Below are 16,190 nucleotides of genomic sequence, written 5' to 3'. Positions count from 1 at the left end.
TGACAAAGCTTAGCAGTTCATTGTAATATAAAGAGTATATGGATCAACAATTCTTTTTCTTCATGCTGGAGCGCGTGTTTAGGGTCTACTACTATGTCCTTTTAAGCACGGTGATTATCTCTTGGATTCCTTCGCTACGCCACTCAGCGATTGGTGGAGTGCTTTATGCGCTCACCGAGCCTTATGTTCGCCTCTTTCGTGGGCGCTTCAGTCGCATCGGCATGCTCGATATCTCCTTTCTCTGGGCAATCCTCTTTTGGTCGCTTCTCCTTAGGATTATTAGCATCGCACAGGCTGGGCGTACGGTAAGTATCTTCACGGTGCTGGCAATGTTCATTATAATGGTCTTTCAAGTTATTCAGAGCCTGCTCCTCATCTTGTTGATCTTAACCATCGTACGTTTGATCTTCTATAAAACCCAGTCGCCCCAAGGTCGGCACGCCGGTACCATGATGGACATGGTGTTAAACCCTATGGTGCAGAGCATCAAGGCACTGGTGAGTAAAAAGCGCTTTATCTCGCATCAACGTCTTTTGGTCTACCTACTTCTTGCCTTGGCGGTGGGCTACTACCTATGGTCTTTTTGGGTTGGTACGCTTCTTAACCTGTTACTACAGACACTCGCTTAATCGAAGTGATGGGCGGGTAAATGGTCTTAGAGGAGCTGGAGCTACCGATTAGCCACATTAAGGGTGTGGGACCCGAGAGTTATCGTGCTTTTGCTACGTTGGGCATGACGCTGGTTCGTGATCTTTTGCTCTACTTTCCCTTCCGCTATGAAGATCGTCTCACTCTCTATACGCTGGATGCCATTCCTCAAGCCATGCCGGCTACTTATCTGGTAGAAGTGGTGGAGCATCAGCATATCTTGACCAACCGAGAGAAGGTGCTCAAGGTGATCGTTGCCGATGCTGGAGGTAGTGCTGAGCTTATCTGTTTTGGTCGCCCTTTTTTGGCAGATATCTTACAGGTGGGTAGAAAATTCTATCTTTATGCTAGCTTTCATTTTCGTTACAACCACTGGCAGAGCTCTAGCTTTGACTTTGAAGCCTACACCCCTTCGCCAAAGAATTTCTTACGCCTCAACCCTATCTATTCTTTGACGGCAAAACTAACCCAGCATCGCCTTGCCCAAAGTGTCGCGGGTGCATTTGATCTTTTGCCTAGTGCCATCGAGAGCCTGATTCCTCCTGTGTTGATGGCGCAAGCGTCTTTACCGATGTCTAAGCATGAGGCGCTAGAGAATTTGCATCGCCCCACTAGCTATGAGAAGCTTGAAGAGGCGCGTCGTACGCTGGCTTTGGAGGAGTTTTTGCTCTTTCACTTAACCAAGGAATTTCATATTCGCCAAAATAAGCAAGCGGTGCGTTCTCCGCGTTGTTTAGAAAATTTACTTTATCAGCAACTGCTTGCTAGGTTACCTTTCGAACTAACCCAAGCTCAAGAGGCCGTGTTGGTGGAGATTGGCGATGATTTGGGCGCCTCTCACCCGATGAAACGTCTATTACAGGCAGATGTGGGCGCGGGCAAGACGTTGGTGGCCTTTTTAAGTGCGATGTATGTGATACAAGCCGGTGAGCAAGTGGCGCTCTTGGCACCCACCGAGCTTCTGGCGAAACAGCACGCCGATAATGCGTATCGCCTGTTGCATCCCTTGGGTATCTCGGTGGGATTTCTCTCGGGGAATGTGCGCGCTAAGGGACGGTTAGATACCTTGGAGCGTCTTGCTAATGGGGAGATTCAGCTGATTATTGGTACGCATGCGCTCTTCTCCGACGATGTGCATTATAACAATTTAGGGTACGTGATTGTCGATGAACAACACCGTTTTGGGGTACAGCAACGCAAAAAGATGCATCAAAAAGCACCGATTGTCGATCTCCTCTTGATGTCGGCAACACCTATCCCCCAGACCTTGCAGATGAGCTACTTGGGTAATGTAGAGATCTCGACCATGCATCAACTACCTAAGGGTCGGCAACCGATTTTGACGCACTTAGTACGCGCTGGCAACGAGGAAAAACTCTATAGCATGATTAAAGTAATGTTGGATGAAGGTCGGCAAGCGTACTTTGTCTATCCGCTTATCGAGCAGCAAGAGGACGAACGACGCGCGCTAACCCAGATGTTTGAGGCGCTTCAAGCGGGGGAATTTCGTGATTATACTGTGGCGATGATCCACTCGCGTTTAGACGAAGAGAGCAAGAAGAGCATCATGCAACTCTTTGTACAGAATCAGATCCAGATTCTCTTCTCTACCAGCGTGATTGAGGTGGGAGTTGATGTACCCAATGCCACGGCGATGGTGATCTTTAATGCCGAGCGCTTTGGTCTATCGGCATTGCACCAGTTGCGCGGACGTATTGGGCGAGGTGGGCATCAGGGGCGGTGTTTTTTGGTGTATCATGAAGATTTAACCGAGATTGCCAAAGAGCGATTAAAAATTTTATATGAACATACCGATGGTTTTATGATTGCCGAACAAGATTTACGTTTGCGTGGGCCAGGTGAGTTTGGTGGCATCAAGCAGAGTGGTTTTATGCGTTTTTTGGTGGCAGACGTTGCCGAAGATGCGGATCTTTGGCAGGAGAGTCAGGCGTTGGCGCGTCAGTGGTTGGATACTTATGTCGAGCTTGCCCAAGCGGACAAAGTTGCCCACCGATTGTATCAGTATATTGAGCGCCAGCCATGGTATTCGTAGTGTAGACACGTGGAAGATGGAAAAGGAAATAGAATGAGTAGTAATACAGCACTAGTGATCGGAAAAGAGAGTTTTATTGGCGCGAAGTTGGTAGAAAAATTATCGTTGAATGGACGTGATGTGGTTACGTTTGTGGCAGATAGCACGAAGTCGGTGCGGGTGATTCCTTGGAATCGATCGGGTTTTATCTCGACGATTACTTCCTTGCGCGAGCTACAACGCGTTTACGGTTTTCCTAGTGATGTCTTTATTGTCTTTGGTCGCAAGCGCGAGGAGGTCTTTCCGCAAGAGAGCGCCTCGCTGATTGATGAGGTGTTAGATTACGATTTAAAAGCATTGGTCTATCTCACCCAAGAGCTTTACAAGCGCGCATTAGAACAGAATAAAGAGATGGCTATTTACTTTGTGGCAGAGAACTTAGAAGATAATAAACGTCCGTTGGGTAATGCGGCGGCGGAAGGGTTTCGTGCGTATGCGCGCACCTTGATGAGCAGTGGCCCGCAGATTTATTTATCGGGATGTGAGTTGGTCGGCAATGATGAGGAGGGTTTTGTCGATTATATTATCAAGATGGCCAGTGAGCGCAGTGAAAAGCGCGCTAATGCATGGTTGGTGTATCCTAAGCCGAGCTTTTTTGGATTGGGATCGAAGCGTTGATGAATGGATAAAAAACGAAGGAGCGAAGAATGAGGTTGTGGCATGTTACCCTCTTAGCGGGGGTATTGGCAGTTGTAGCAGGATTTTTGGCACCACAAGATGTCGTGTGGCTAGATACAATGATTTGGGTTGGTGGGGATCTTTTTAGTCAATATTTGGCGTATTTGGGCATGCCGTTTCTCTTTTTTAGCATGACGGTTTCGGTGGTTTATCTCAAGCGTCGCCACTTACTGATGCGGGTGCTTTTAAAGTCTTTAATATGGGGCATTGCCTTATCGTTTGGATTGGCGATCTTGGGCGTCGTCTTGGTGCAATTACTGCCATTACCTAGACTTATCATCTTTTTCGACCAAACCGTGGTCAGTTCAAGCCTAGATGCCAAGACGATTATGATGCGTCTCTTACCGCACAATCTTTTGACCATTTTTACCGATTTTTGGTTCTTACCACTCTTTCTTTTTGCGATGATTTTGGGCTTAAACATGAATTTTGATATGGAGTCAATCGAGCCGACCTTTAACCTCTTTGATTCGCTCTCACGGATCTTCTTTCATATCATTTATCGTACCTTTTATGTCATCTTTATTCCGATCTTCTTTCTTTTACTTAAAGTGGTACGTACCTTGCGCTTCAGCGAGGCGATTACGCACTATCACCCCTTTTTGTGGACAATTGTTGGGGTGGCAGGGGGATTATTCTTGATCTTTAGCATTGCTTACTATCTTTTAGCCGGACGTAGAAATCCTTTTGGGTGGATCTATGGCGTGGGGATGACGCTTCTTTTTACTCTGGTTGGATCGCCCAATCATGCGAATTACAGTTTATATAGTGTGCAATCGCATAAAAATCAAAACATTAAGCGCGATCTTGCTGGGTTTAATGTGCCCTTTTTCCTGTTGTTTATCCGATCGGGAAGTGCCTTGGTGGTGGCGATGAGTTTGACTTTGATTGTTAAGTCGTACTCCGTGCTAGATATTGAATTTGGTAATTTGGTGAGCATCGTCTTGGGCGCGATGGTCTCTTCGCTCTTTTTACCCTTGAGCAGTGTGGGTAGTCAGTTACAGGAGAGCTTACACTTGGCCGCCAGTTTTTACCCTAACGACATTAGCAACGGACTTCGCGCGTTAGATGTCATCATGCCCTACCTCTCCCCGCTTGCAAGTCTAATTGATATGCTGATTTTGGCTTTCTTACTGCGCGTCTTCGCCTATCAGCACGACTTTATCCGCAATCGTAGTTATATTTAGATCACTCTTTTTTCACTAAATAAATCATCATAAATACCCAATCTCTGCATCTCCTTTTATTAGGGAAGAGCGTAGATTGGGTGATTTTTTTTCATGTTTAGAGGTTATATATTAGGATTGGGGATATGGTCGAAGCCGAGGTAAGGCACAAGGATGGTGGGCATGCGGATGCTGCCATCGGCTTGCTGATAGTTCTCAAAGATAGCGACCATGGCACGGCTAATGGCGATAGCGGTGCCGTTGAGGGTGTGGACAAATTGATTCTTCCCATCGCTATCCTTATAGCGCACGTTGAGGCGACGACTTTGGAAATCGGTACAGTTACTGGTACTGGTAATTTCGCCCCAATCGCCATGTTCGCCACGACCGGGCATCCACGCCTCCAGATCATACTTGCGGTAGGCTGGCGCGCCCAGATCTCCGATCGCCGTATCTACGACGCGAAAGGGGATGTTAAGACCGATAAAGATCTCCTCTTCAATATCGCGTAGGAATTCATGGAGCTGATCGCTCTCTTGAGGCTTGCAGTAACAGAACATCTCTACTTTGGTAAATTGATGCACGCGATAGAGCCCCTTGCTAAATTGTCCAGCCGAACCTGCTTCGCGACGAAAACAGTGGCTAACTCCCGCCATGAGAATAGGTTTTTTGCTCACATCAACAATATCGCCGGCATGATAGCCACCAAGGGTGATCTCGGCAGTGCCCACAAGGCAGGTCTCTTCGCCTTCGAGTGGGTAGATATTACTTTCCGCCCCACGCGGGTTAAAGCCGATGCCCTGTAAAATAGATTCTCGAGCAATGTCTGGGGTCTGATAGATGGTGAAGCCATGGCGCATGAGGATGTCTAGGGCATAGCGCACTAGAGCGAATTCGAGCAAGACGGCTTGGTTTTTGAGAAAGTAAAATTTAGAACCAGAGACCTTACTGCCAGCCTCAAAATCGACAAGATCGAGCGTTTCCCCTAGCTCAACATGGTCGAGGGGTTTGAAGGAGAATTGAGGGATGTTGCCGATCTGTTTGAGCTCTTTGTTGGAACGATCATCAGCACCCAAAGGCGCATCAGGGTGCGCCATATTAGGGATTTTGAGGGCTTCTACCTGAAGGAGATCGCTGATATGATCCATCTCTTGCTCGAGCTTAGCGACCTCAATTTTGAGGGCTTTACCTTCAGCAACCAAGAATTCGCGCCGATTTTGATCGACCTTGCCCTTGAGTTGCTTGGCATTTTCGTTGCGAAGATTTCGCTGTTTGTCAATCTGCGCCTTAAGCGAATTCTTCTTCTCAAAGAGATGCAAAACCAAATCAAGGTCAACGCTCATGTTTCTATTTTTGACGTTTTCTTTGATCGCCTCGAGGTTTTCTTTGATTAAATGCAGGTTGATCATAAGGCTTTCTCCTTTCTTCTTTATTTATACTGCGAGGAGGGCGTTGTGCCTCTTCTCGGTTGTTTCGTTCCTTTTTGTAGGGATTATCATCGCGGTTGGGGCGGAAGTTTGAGTCTCTTGAGCGCTCTTTTTTGTAGGGATTATCATCACGGTTAGGACGAAAGTTTGAGTCTCTTGAGCGTTCTTTGTTGTAGGGATTATCATCGCGGTTGGGGCGAAAATTGGAGTCTCTGGAGCGCTCTTTTTTGTAGGGATTGTCGTCGCGGTTGGGACGGAAGTTGGAGTCTCTGGAGCGTTCCTTTTTGTAGGGATTGTCGTCGCGGTTGGGACGAAAGTTTGAGTCTCTGGAGCGTTCTTTTTTGTAGGGATTGTCGTCGCGGTTGGGACGGAAGTTTGAGTCTCTGGAGCGTTCCTTTTTGTAGGGATTGTCGTCGCGGTTAGGACGAAAGTTTGAGTCTCTGGAGCGTTCCTTTTTGTAGGGATTGTCGTCGCGGTTAGGACGAAAGTTTGAGTCTCTGGAGCGTTCCTTTTTGTAGGGATTGTCATCGCGGTTGGGACGAAAGTTGGAGTCTCTGGAGCGCTCTTTTTTGTAGGGATTGTCATCGCGGTTGGGACGAAAGTTGGAGTCTCTGGAGCGCTCTTTTTTGTAGGGATTATCATCGCGGTTGGGACGGAAGTTTGAGTCTCTTGAGCGTTCCTTTTTGTAGGGATTGTCGTCGCGGTTGGGACGAAAGTTTGAGTCTCTTGAGCGTTCTTTTTTGTAAGGGTTGTCATCACGGTTGGGGCGAAAGTTTGAGTCTCTTGAGTGATCCTTTTTGTAGGGATTGTCGTTCGAAGAGGATTCTTCTCTTTGGCGAGGATAGTGAGGTTCGGCGTGCTCTTCCTGTTGGGTGTGTGGCATCTCTTGTCGTTTAATTTTGGTGTTGGTGGGTAATCGATCGCCAAGGAGCGTGTAGAGTAAGATGCCCGCGGCCACCGAGACGTTGAGGCTATTGAGGCGCTGATTCGTGGGAATTGTCAATATTTCGTCGCAATTCTCTTTTACCTTCTGGCTAATACCCTTCCCCTCGGCGCCCAAGACGAGACCGAAATGGCGCGCAATTTTTCCCTGACTTGCTCCTAGCTGACGAATATTACTGCCTTGCATATCCGCCCCGTAGACCCAAAAACCATTCTCCTTGAGCAGATCAATCGCGTAATTGAGGTTGACGATTGCTCCGTGATTGACGACTTCCGATCCACCAGCGCTCACGCGAGAGACGATATCATGATCGCCTGAGGCCGAACGACGCTCGGGGTAGATAACCAAATCGACCCCAAAGAGCGCGCTACTACGTAAAATTGCACCGATATTGTGCACGTCGGTAATGCTATCGAGCAGTAAAATAGAAGCTTTGGGGAGCGCCCGCAAGGTTTTGATCTGTTGCTTAAGCCACTGTGTTCCGCCTTTAAGGCTCTCCTGCGGAATGCTTAAGGCAACATGAAAGGCACCGTAGCTTTTCAGCTCTTCGCGCGATACCTCTTTGCTTGGAATGCCAAAGAGCTTGGCCAGCCGTAACAACGGAGCGTTCTTCTCGCTCTCTTTGTCGTAATAGAGGGTGTTAGCTGGATGCTTCGCACGAATGCGCTCTTCAATTGCATGAGCGCTGGTTAAAAATTCTTCCATTAAAGGTGCTCCATAAATAATTTTATTGTAAACAAAAGTAAACTCATCATCAGTAAAAGATAAAAAAGCAGGGTGCGTAGCATCGGTTTGTTAAGGCGTTTTTGCCACGGATGCGCCCACTGCATCAAAATGATATGGGAGGCATAGTAGAGGGCGCTGGCGCTCAAGAGAAAGTAGAGCGTGTAGCTTATCTGCCACTCTTGGCTCTCCTGCCAACGATAACTATGGCGCATCATGGTAGATAGGATAAACCAGATGCAGGCGGTGAGTAATTTAACGATAAATAAAGAGGATTTACCTCGCTCTATCCTTCGTAATAGTACAACAAAGGATAGCACAATGATTGCGTATCCCATTACTGCTCCTGTGCCGACGACGAGGAGTATCTTCGAGGCAAGTGTTGAGATAACCCAGTGAGAATACGATAGCTAATCGTACCACTAGCTTCTGCTAGATGCTGCGCAGTAAAGTGTGTTGGGTGAAGGAGATAGACCTTATCAAAGCGCTTGATATTATGATGTTCGCCTAAATTGACCATTAATTGGTTCATGCAGACGCGCCCAATAAGGGGATAGGGTTTGTCATTAATAATGATATATGGCGTGTGGATAAATTCGCGAGGGTACCCATCGGCATAACCCACGGGAATCACCGCGATGTCGCATGCCTTGGTGGTCTCTTCGATCGCGCCATAAGAGATGGGAGTATGAGCTGGCACGCGTCGGATATGGATGATATGACTAATCCAACTGAGCGCGGGCTTTAGGTGCGGTAGCTCATAGCCATAGAGCGCAATACCAGGGCGAATCATCGAGATTACACTCTGGGGGTAGTGCCTAACGGCCAAAGAGCTCGCTAGATGATAAACAAGATCGGGATAACGCGCATCCAACGTCTCTTTTATCTGCATCAACATGGCGATATCGTCTTGCATGTTAGGCAGATCCGGCGTGTCGGCTTGCGCAAAGTGGAGTGCTACTCCCGTGAGTTTGAGGAAAGGTTCTTGGTTCAGCTGTTGCAAAAATGCGTCGAGTTGGGCGGACTCTAAGCCTAATCGATTCATCTGGCTGTTCATTTTGAGGTGAAAAGAGAGCCCCTGTTGCAGACGTTTTGCCTCTGCTTGCCAGTAAAGCAGTTCTTCTATCGAGCTGATGAACGGCGTGGCTTGGTAGTGCATAGCGGTGTTGAGATCGGCAGGATGAACCACGGTCATCAGGAGGATTGGATGGGTAATGCCAGCTTGGCGCAAGGCGATAAGATCGGGTAAACTGACCACTGCTAACCACTCCACCCCGATGTTTATAAGGTGTTTTGCGACGGGGATCAACCCATGTCCATATGCATTGGCCTTCACCACCCCACAGATAAGACGCTCTCCACCGATGTGCGATCGTAGCGTCTGCACATTTGCGGTGATGTGATCTAAATGAATTTCCAGATAGGTGAGCTCTGTGGGGAGGTTAGGGGACAATATCTATAATCCTTCCTCTAAAAAGATGTGGTAGGTCTCGTAGTTGCTAAAGAGATCGATCTTACTGATAAGCTCCATTGGCGCATGCATGCCCATAACCGGGCCTCCGCAATCGACCACCTGCACCCCACGATGGGCAAGAAATTGCGCCACCGTACCACCGCCACCTTCGTCGATCTTACCCATCTCGCCAAATTGATGCGGAATGCCTTTTTGGGTAAGCAGTTGACGTAGAGCCGCGACAAATTCGGAGTCTGCCTCACTACCCATGTACTTACCACCCGATCCCGTGTACTTAGCGATGGTGATACCCTTGTTGATGACGGGGGCGTTGCTCTCGTCATGCACCCCTTTGAAGTTGGGGTTGAGCGCAACATCCACATCGGCACTAAGGGCTTTGGAGTTCCACAGAAGCTCCATCATCTGCGTCGCGTCGTAGGAGAAGCCCAGCGCTTTTACCGTTTTGGCAAGAGCATAGACAAAGAAGTCGCTCTCCATGCCGGTAGAGCCAGTGCTCCCGATCTCCTCTTTGTCCGCAAGAAAGACCATCGCAGTTCTTTTGGGTGTGTGTTTAAGGTTGAGGATCGCCTGTAGAGCACTATAGCTACACATCCGATCGTCGTGCGCATAGGCGCCAATCATCGAACGATCAAAACCGATATCCTGCGCTTCAAGGGCGGGAACCACCTCGATTTCGGCACTACAAAAGTCCTCTTCGGTCATGCCGTATTGGGTGTGTAGATGTTCTAAAATCGCAAGTTTGATGGGATGTTTCGCTTGCTCTTTGCTATTATCTAACGAAATTTTGGGCATGCTTCCTGCTAGTAGCTGGAGCTCCTCGCCCTTGATGGTCTCGGTGGCTTTGCGCTCGTTTTGTACATTGGCGCTAAGGTGCGGGAGGATATCTGGGATAACAAAGATCGGATCTTCGTCGTCATACCCGATACGGATCTCCTTGGTCGTGCCATCTTTAAGGACAACCACGCCATGCAAGGCAAGGGGAGTATTGACCCATTGATACTTTTTAATACCACCATAGTAGTGCGTGCGCAAGAGCGCCATGTCGGCGGATTCGTAGAGGGGCATGGGCTTGAGGTCAAGGCGAGGGGCATCCACGTGGGCTGCGACAATATTGACACCTTTTTGGATATTCTCACTGCCAATGTGGATGAGTGCGATATTCTTGTGGCGGTTGATAAAGTAGATCTTATCGCCTGCCTTGACCGAGGTCGCTTCAAAGCCATTCTTGTAGCCCATTGATTCGGCAAGTTGCTGGGAGTAACGCACCGCTTCGCGTTCGGTTTTCACCTCATTGGAAAATTTTTTGTACCCTTCGGCAAAGCCAAAGGCCTCTTGTACCTTTGCTTCGCTATACTCAATATTGCGTAATGTTAAGTGACTCATCTCTCTCCTCCTATCCGATCTGGATGCCTTGACTAAAGAAGGCTTTCATCGCTTGATAATAGCTGTACACGTCGAACTTGCTGGCTAGCTCATAGGGCGCGTGCATGCTGAGCATGGGTAGCCCTAAATCGATGGTGCGAACTCCACGATGTGCTACAAATTTAGCGACAGTTCCACCGCCGCCTTCGTCCACTTTACCGCTAGCGCCCCATTGATAAGGGATATTAGCGCTACTTAGGAGGGCGCGTAAGCCCGCTACGAGTTCGGCATCGGCATCGCTTGCACCAGATTTTCCACGCGCACCGGTATACTTGGTAATCGATGGCCCACCATTAAGGCGCGCGCTATTAGATTCATCGTAAACCGAGCTAAAGATAGGCTCAAACGCAGGTTTTACATCCGCACTAATACAGATAGAATTCCAGAGCATCTCTTGCACATCAAGGGGGCTGGCGGAATTTCCGCTCATCTTTAAGACTTTGCTCATCGCGTAGACAAAGTAGTCGCTCTGCATACCCGTAGAGCCGGTGCTTCCGATCTCTTCTTTGTCCGCAAGGAAGACCATCGCGGTTTTTTTAGGTGTGCTGGTCTGTTCTAGTAGACCGATAAGCGAGGTAAAGGCACAGCTACGGTCGTCATGACCATAGGCACCAATCAGCGAGCGGTCGAAGCCAACGTCGCGTGCTTTAGATGCAGGCACGATGGAGAGTTCGGCGCTAAAGAGGTCAGCCTCTTCAAGCCCGTACTTTTCGTTGAGGATCTTGAGGATGGCCTTTTTGACCGCGCCTTTATGTTTATCGTCTTGAATGAGTGGCAGGGAGCCGACGACGAGTTGCATCTCTTCGCCCTTGATGGTCTCGGTTGCTTTACGATCGTTTTGGATATGGCGCGAGAGGTGGGGTTCAATGTCGGGAATCATAAAGACGGGGTCGCTCTTCTCTTCACCGATAACAATCTCTACTTTTTTGCCATTTTTGAGGATCACCACACCATGAATGGCGAGAGGTTTACTCACCCATTGGTACTTTTTGATGCCACCGTAGTAGTGTGTCTTGAGTAGGGCAAGATTGATATCTTCTTGTAGAGGCATGGGCTTTAGGTCGAGGCGAGGGCTATCGACATGGCTGGCGACGAGGTTGATGCCTTGATGAATGGGATTTTCGCCAATGTGGAAGAGAGCTAAATTCTTCTCTCGATTGACCATGTAGAGTTTATCGCCGGGCTTTACGCTGGTGAGGCTGGTGGCATCCACGTAGCCTGCCTCTTGGGCAAGGCGGATCGCCTCGGTAATGCTTTCGCGTTCGGTTTTGGCTACGTTAAGGAAGGTTTTGTAGCGATTGGCGAATGAAAAAACGGCTTCGACTTCTTCTTTTTTACCAAAGAATTGATTAAATTTAGGACGCTCGAATTGCATCGATCTTCTCCTTTTCATCCTGCAGTTCTCTTAGGATGGACATATCTTTCTTTAAGATTATACCAAATGTATGCAAACAATACAAGTGAATTCACCTATATAAATGCTGATTTTTCCAAAATATTGCTTGCCTTGGAGGCTTTTTGGGTATTATCTTTTAGGTGTAGAAAAGAGCGATGAGAAAAGATGGAGGATAAGTAAGTAGTATGCAAGAAGATGATATGCAAGAGAAGAATTTGATTCCGGCGCAGTTGGCGATGCCGATGCGGTTACCAGTGATTGCCCTGTTGAATAAGCCGATTTTTCCGGGGATATTTTTGCCGATGATGATTAATACTCCGGCGGATTTGCGGGCGGTGGAGTTGGCCGAGGAGGCGGGGGGCTTTGTTGGTTTACTTTTGGTTAAGGAGAGCCACGAGGAGACGAGGACAAAGGAGAGTTTTTACGAGGTGGGCGTGGTCGCAAAGATCATGAAGAAGGTCAACCTGCCTGATGGATCGCTCAATATCTTTATTGCCACGCAGAAGCGTTTTCGGGTAGTTAAGTTTGTCAGTAAAGAGGTGCCTTTTGTCGTGGCGGTTAAGTATTTGGATGAGATTGGCGATAAAAATTCCAACGAACTTAAAGCCATGGTGCGCTCCCTTCTCCAAGAGATGAAGAGCGTCAGCGAGAATAATCCCTTCTTTAATGAAGAGATTCGCCTCAACATGCTCAACATTGACGAACCCGGTAAGATCGCCGACGTAATCACCTCGATGCTCAATATCGATCGTGAAAAGCTCCAAGAGATGGTTGAAATTTTAGACATCAAAGAGCGCCTTGAGCGTGCCCTCATGTTCATTAAGCGCGAACAGGAGGTCTCACGCATCCAGCAAAAAGTGAGCAAACAGCTCAACGAGCGTATCGAAAAGAGCCAGCGCGAGTACTTTTTACGCGAAGAACTTAAAGCAATCAAAGCAGAGTTGGGCGAGAATAACGGCGATCCTAAGAGTATGGAGGTTGAGCGTTTTCGCGAGGCAATTGCCAAGCTAGAACTAACAGGCGAGGTTAAAGAGCAGGTGGAGCGCGAGTTAGAGAAATTCACCATGATTGAGCCCAACTCTTCGGAGTATAGCGTAATTCGCAACTACCTCGATTTAATTATCACCTTGCCATGGCACGCCACGCTTAACGAGGCGATTGACTTGGCAAAAGGTCGACAAATTTTGGACGAAGATCACTATGGCTTGGAGGATGTCAAAGAGCGTATTTTAGAGTATCTTGCCGTGCGCAAGCTTAAACAAGATGCCAAAGGATCGATTATCTGTTTGGTTGGCCCTCCCGGTGTCGGTAAGACGAGCATTGGGCGTAGCATTGCCCGTGCCTTGGGGCGCGAATTCTTTCGTTTTAGTGTGGGTGGTATGCGCGATGAGGCCGAAATTAAGGGGCATCGACGCACTTACGTAGGCGCAATGCCGGGTAAGTTTATTCAAGGGATGAAGGTGGTCAAGTCGCGCAACCCTGTCTTCATGATCGACGAGATCGATAAGCTGGGGGTTAGCTACCAAGGCGATCCTGCAGGCGCTCTGCTTGAGGTGCTCGACCCTGAACAGAACGCTACCTTTCGCGATAATTACCTCGATCTTCCCTTCGATCTCTCGGATGTGATGTTTATCGCCACGGCCAACACCCTCGATACCATCCCGCATCCGCTCCTCGACCGTATGGAGGTGATTCGCTTATCGGGCTACACCGAAGATGAAAAGGTCGAGATCGCCAAGCGTTATATTATCCCCAAGAGCCTCAAGAAGAGCGGTTTAGATAAGACGCACGTGCGTTATGATCGCAGTGCCTTGAAAGCGATTGCGTTAGGTTACGCCAGAGAGGCGGGTATGCGCCATTACGAGCAACTGATCGACCGTATTCATCGTAAAGTAGCCAAAAAAGTTGCGCTCAACGAGGCGGAAGAGTTGCCCATCAAGATCACCGAATCTAGCTTGGAGATTTATCTTAAGCGCGCACCGTTTAAAGATGAAGAGACCAAAAAGATCACCCGTCCAGGTATGGTGGTGGGCTTGGCATGGACGGCCTTTGGCGGTGATACGCTTATGATTGAAGCCGTCGCACTACCGGGTAAAGGTGGCTTACAACTTACGGGTCAGATGGGTGATGTGATGAAGGAGTCGGCCACAATCGCCTACACCTACGCACGTCTCTACCTTGCCAATAAAGGGAAAGATAGCGACCAGCGCGACTTCTTCGATAAGCATACGATCCATTTACATATCCCTGCAGGTGCTACGCCCAAAGATGGCCCTAGTGCCGGTATCACCATGGCAAGTGCCATGATTAGCTTGGCGCTAGGTAAGCAGGTGAAAAAGGGTTTAGCGATGACGGGTGAATTAAGCTTGGTGGGTAATGTCTTAGCCATTGGTGGGCTTAAAGAGAAGAGCCTGGCTGCCCGTCGCTTAAAAATTAAAGAGGTGATTATCCCCAAGGCCAACACCAAGGATTTACAAGAAATTCCCGAGCATGTGAAGGAGAATATCCTCTTTCACCCTGTCGATCGCATGGATAAGGTGATCGAGCTACTCTTTAGTGAAGAGTAGGATAGCGAGCCCTAGTGTGGATGCTAGGGCTTTTTTTTATGCGTAAGATATCATCACCTTTAAAAAACCCTAGCACGATACTAGGGTTTAATTGCTCTCTTTTGGTTGGGCGGTTAGCCCCAGCCAATGGGTAGTTTGAGAAGAAGCCAGAGAACGAAGAATGCAGTCCAGCCCAGTAAAATGGAGAGAGAATAAGGGAGCATGAGGCTGATTAGGTTCCCAATCTCAAATTTGGGAACGTAGTGGCGCGCAGCAATAAGAACGATACCCATATAGGTCATGAGTGGGCTGATAATATTGGTAGAGGAGTCGCCAATACGGTAGGCAACTTGAATGACATCGGGGCCAAGTTGATTGTCGGAGGCGATCATCAACATCGGAATGAAGATGGGCGCGAGGATTGCCCACTTGGCACTGGCGGATCCCATAAAGAAGTTGATGAATGCCGAGATAAAGATAAAGCTCACAATTAAGAAGATCGGGTTTTGGATATTCTGATTAATCAGAAAGAACGCTCCATGGTTGGCAATATATTTATCTAATCCTGAGTGGCTAAAGATCGCTAAAAAGTTTCCCGCAAAGACGGCAAAGACAAGGATATAGGCAATATCACGCATTGCATCCACCGTCATTTTGATGTACTCTTGCCCATTATTGATCTTTTTGAGCGAGCGCGCATAGGCAAGCCCAGGAAAGAGGAAGAGCGCAATCAAGAGTACAATAATATTATTGAGAATCGGGCTAGTCATCCCGCCTTTACCATCGGGATAACTCTTAAGCACCCCGACCACCCATAAAAGGACAATTCCTAATAGCGTGATAGCAACGGCTATTCCGGCCTTTTTGAGAGCTTCTTTTTCTTCGGGGTGTAGCTCCCCAATGGTCATGGTGTTTTCTGGTAGGGTATAATCATACGATTCTACGCGCTTTTCGACAAACATTTTGGTAATAAAGGTTAAAAAGATGGTCAAAAAGATGGTAGAGCCAAACATAAAGATATAGTTCATCATGACTGGATCATGGGGGAAATCTCCGCCAAAGGCACTTTCATAGACATCTTGTGTGATTTTGCCTAAGAGCCCATCGGCTGTAGAGGGGATCATCGCCGCGCCAAAGCCCGCAGAGACGGCAGCGAAAGAAGCAACAATTCCAATGAGAGGATTCTTCCCCAGCCCTGCGTAGAGTGCACCTGATAGGGGAATCAAGACGATATACCCCGCATCCGAGGCGATGGAACTATTAATACCTATCAAGATGATAACCGGTAGGATCATTTTTTCGGAAGTATTATGCCCCACAATCTTAATGAGGGTACCTAGTAATCCGCTCTTTTCGGCAAAGCCAAAGCCCAACACACCCACAACGACTAACGCCAGTGGCGGATACTTACGAAAATTATCTAACACATTAGATAAAATCCAACGAAAGCCCTCCACCGAGAGGAGATTCTGTACGGTGTAGTTAGGCGCGCCCTCCATTGCCGAGGGATGAGAGCCTTTTGCAAAGAAGCTTGCAACAATAATAAAACTGATTAAGATAAGGAATAAAAGATTTGACTCCGGCAGTAATTCGCCGATACGCTCGACGAATCCTTTCTTACGTTCTGTTGACATGATGACTCTCCCTATTTTTGTTTATGCATACAATATTCTCT

General features: G+C 48.0%; 12 protein-coding genes. 5 read left to right on the top strand and 7 right to left on the bottom strand.

What is annotated here, in order from left to right:
• The first annotated feature begins 38 nt into the window (after window positions 1-38).
• From PVA46_RS06600 to PVA46_RS06585, 4 genes are read left to right on the top strand one after another with little or no spacing between them, the layout of a single operon-like run.
• Complete coding sequence (locus PVA46_RS06600) at window positions 39-629, top strand: YggT family protein (protein WP_167695950.1); 591 nt, start codon at window positions 39-41, stop codon at window positions 627-629.
• A 20-nt stretch (window positions 630-649) separates the two neighbouring features.
• Entirely contained in the window at window positions 650-2,701 is a 2,052-nt protein-coding gene (gene recG, locus PVA46_RS06595; RefSeq protein ID WP_167695949.1) for an ATP-dependent DNA helicase RecG, read from the top strand.
• 33 nt (window positions 2,702-2,734) lie between these two features.
• Window positions 2,735-3,358, top strand: coding sequence for a hypothetical protein (locus PVA46_RS06590; RefSeq protein WP_167695948.1), 624 nt, complete (start codon window positions 2,735-2,737; stop codon window positions 3,356-3,358).
• Between the two features lie 29 nt (window positions 3,359-3,387).
• Window positions 3,388-4,605, top strand: a complete 1,218-nt coding sequence (locus PVA46_RS06585) for a cation:dicarboxylate symporter family transporter (protein ID WP_167695947.1) — start codon at window positions 3,388-3,390, stop codon at window positions 4,603-4,605.
• Window positions 4,606-4,709: 104 nt separating this feature from the next.
• Here PVA46_RS06585 and serS read toward each other — a convergent pair whose 3' ends face one another.
• From serS to PVA46_RS06555, 6 genes are read right to left on the bottom strand one after another with little or no spacing between them, the layout of a single operon-like run.
• The gene (gene serS / locus PVA46_RS06580; RefSeq protein ID WP_167695946.1) at window positions 4,710-5,993 is read right to left on the bottom strand and encodes a serine--tRNA ligase; all 1,284 of its coding nucleotides are present in this window, start codon (window positions 5,991-5,993) and stop codon (window positions 4,710-4,712) included.
• The gene (rlmB, locus tag PVA46_RS06575) at window positions 5,932-7,659 is read right to left on the bottom strand and encodes a 23S rRNA (guanosine(2251)-2'-O)-methyltransferase RlmB (RefSeq protein ID WP_167695945.1); all 1,728 of its coding nucleotides are present in this window, start codon (window positions 7,657-7,659) and stop codon (window positions 5,932-5,934) included. The genes serS and rlmB overlap by 62 nt, the downstream gene beginning before the upstream one ends.
• Complete coding sequence (locus PVA46_RS06570; protein WP_167695944.1) at window positions 7,659-8,015, bottom strand: hypothetical protein; 357 nt, start codon at window positions 8,013-8,015, stop codon at window positions 7,659-7,661. The genes rlmB and PVA46_RS06570 overlap by 1 nt, the downstream gene beginning before the upstream one ends.
• The gene (gene alr, locus PVA46_RS06565; protein WP_167695943.1) at window positions 8,015-9,130 is read right to left on the bottom strand and encodes an alanine racemase; all 1,116 of its coding nucleotides are present in this window, start codon (window positions 9,128-9,130) and stop codon (window positions 8,015-8,017) included. Before alr ends, PVA46_RS06570 begins: the two co-directional genes overlap by 1 nt.
• Before the next feature lie 3 nt (window positions 9,131-9,133).
• Window positions 9,134-10,534: an aminopeptidase gene (locus PVA46_RS06560; protein ID WP_167695942.1), complete on the bottom strand. Its 1,401-nt coding sequence runs from the start codon at window positions 10,532-10,534 to the stop codon at window positions 9,134-9,136.
• Window positions 10,535-10,544: 10 nt separating this feature from the next.
• Complete coding sequence (locus PVA46_RS06555) at window positions 10,545-11,948, bottom strand: aminopeptidase (RefSeq protein WP_167695941.1); 1,404 nt, start codon at window positions 11,946-11,948, stop codon at window positions 10,545-10,547.
• A 221-nt stretch (window positions 11,949-12,169) separates the two neighbouring features.
• Between PVA46_RS06555 and lon the strand changes: the two genes are divergently transcribed.
• Window positions 12,170-14,536, top strand: coding sequence for an endopeptidase La (gene lon, locus PVA46_RS06550; RefSeq protein ID WP_167696315.1), 2,367 nt, complete (start codon window positions 12,170-12,172; stop codon window positions 14,534-14,536).
• Between the two features lie 113 nt (window positions 14,537-14,649).
• Here lon and PVA46_RS06545 read toward each other — a convergent pair whose 3' ends face one another.
• A complete protein-coding gene (locus PVA46_RS06545) occupies window positions 14,650-16,149 on the bottom strand; it encodes an AbgT family transporter (RefSeq protein WP_167695940.1) in 1,500 nt (499 codons plus the stop codon).
• Window positions 16,150-16,190: the final 41 nt, after the last annotated feature.

Source organism: Entomospira culicis (assembly GCF_028748145.1).
Lineage (GTDB): Bacteria > Spirochaetota > Spirochaetia > WRBN01 > WRBN01 > Entomospira > Entomospira culicis.
Note: the sequence above shows the minus strand (reverse complement) of the source record. Positions and strands in the feature narration are given on the sequence as shown.

Bases quoted from the DNA above. Each gene is read 5' to 3' on its own strand.
- PVA46_RS06600 (WP_167695950.1), top strand. From the start codon at position 39: ATGGATCAACAATTCTTTTTCTTCATGCTGGAGCGCGTGTTTAGGGTC.
- recG (WP_167695949.1), top strand. From the start codon at position 650: ATGGTCTTAGAGGAGCTGGAGCTACCGATTAGCCACATTAAGGGTGTG.
- PVA46_RS06590 (WP_167695948.1), top strand. From the start codon at position 2,735: ATGAGTAGTAATACAGCACTAGTGATCGGAAAAGAGAGTTTTATTGGC.
- PVA46_RS06585 (WP_167695947.1), top strand. From the start codon at position 3,388: ATGAGGTTGTGGCATGTTACCCTCTTAGCGGGGGTATTGGCAGTTGTA.
- serS (WP_167695946.1), bottom strand. From the start codon at position 5,993: ATGATCAACCTGCATTTAATCAAAGAAAACCTCGAGGCGATCAAAGAA.
- rlmB (WP_167695945.1), bottom strand. From the start codon at position 7,659: ATGGAAGAATTTTTAACCAGCGCTCATGCAATTGAAGAGCGCATTCGT.
- PVA46_RS06570 (WP_167695944.1), bottom strand. From the start codon at position 8,015: ATGGGATACGCAATCATTGTGCTATCCTTTGTTGTACTATTACGAAGG.
- PVA46_RS06560 (WP_167695942.1), bottom strand. From the start codon at position 10,534: ATGAGTCACTTAACATTACGCAATATTGAGTATAGCGAAGCAAAGGTA.
- PVA46_RS06555 (WP_167695941.1), bottom strand. From the start codon at position 11,948: ATGCAATTCGAGCGTCCTAAATTTAATCAATTCTTTGGTAAAAAAGAA.
- lon (WP_167696315.1), top strand. From the start codon at position 12,170: ATGCAAGAGAAGAATTTGATTCCGGCGCAGTTGGCGATGCCGATGCGG.
- PVA46_RS06545 (WP_167695940.1), bottom strand. From the start codon at position 16,149: ATGTCAACAGAACGTAAGAAAGGATTCGTCGAGCGTATCGGCGAATTA.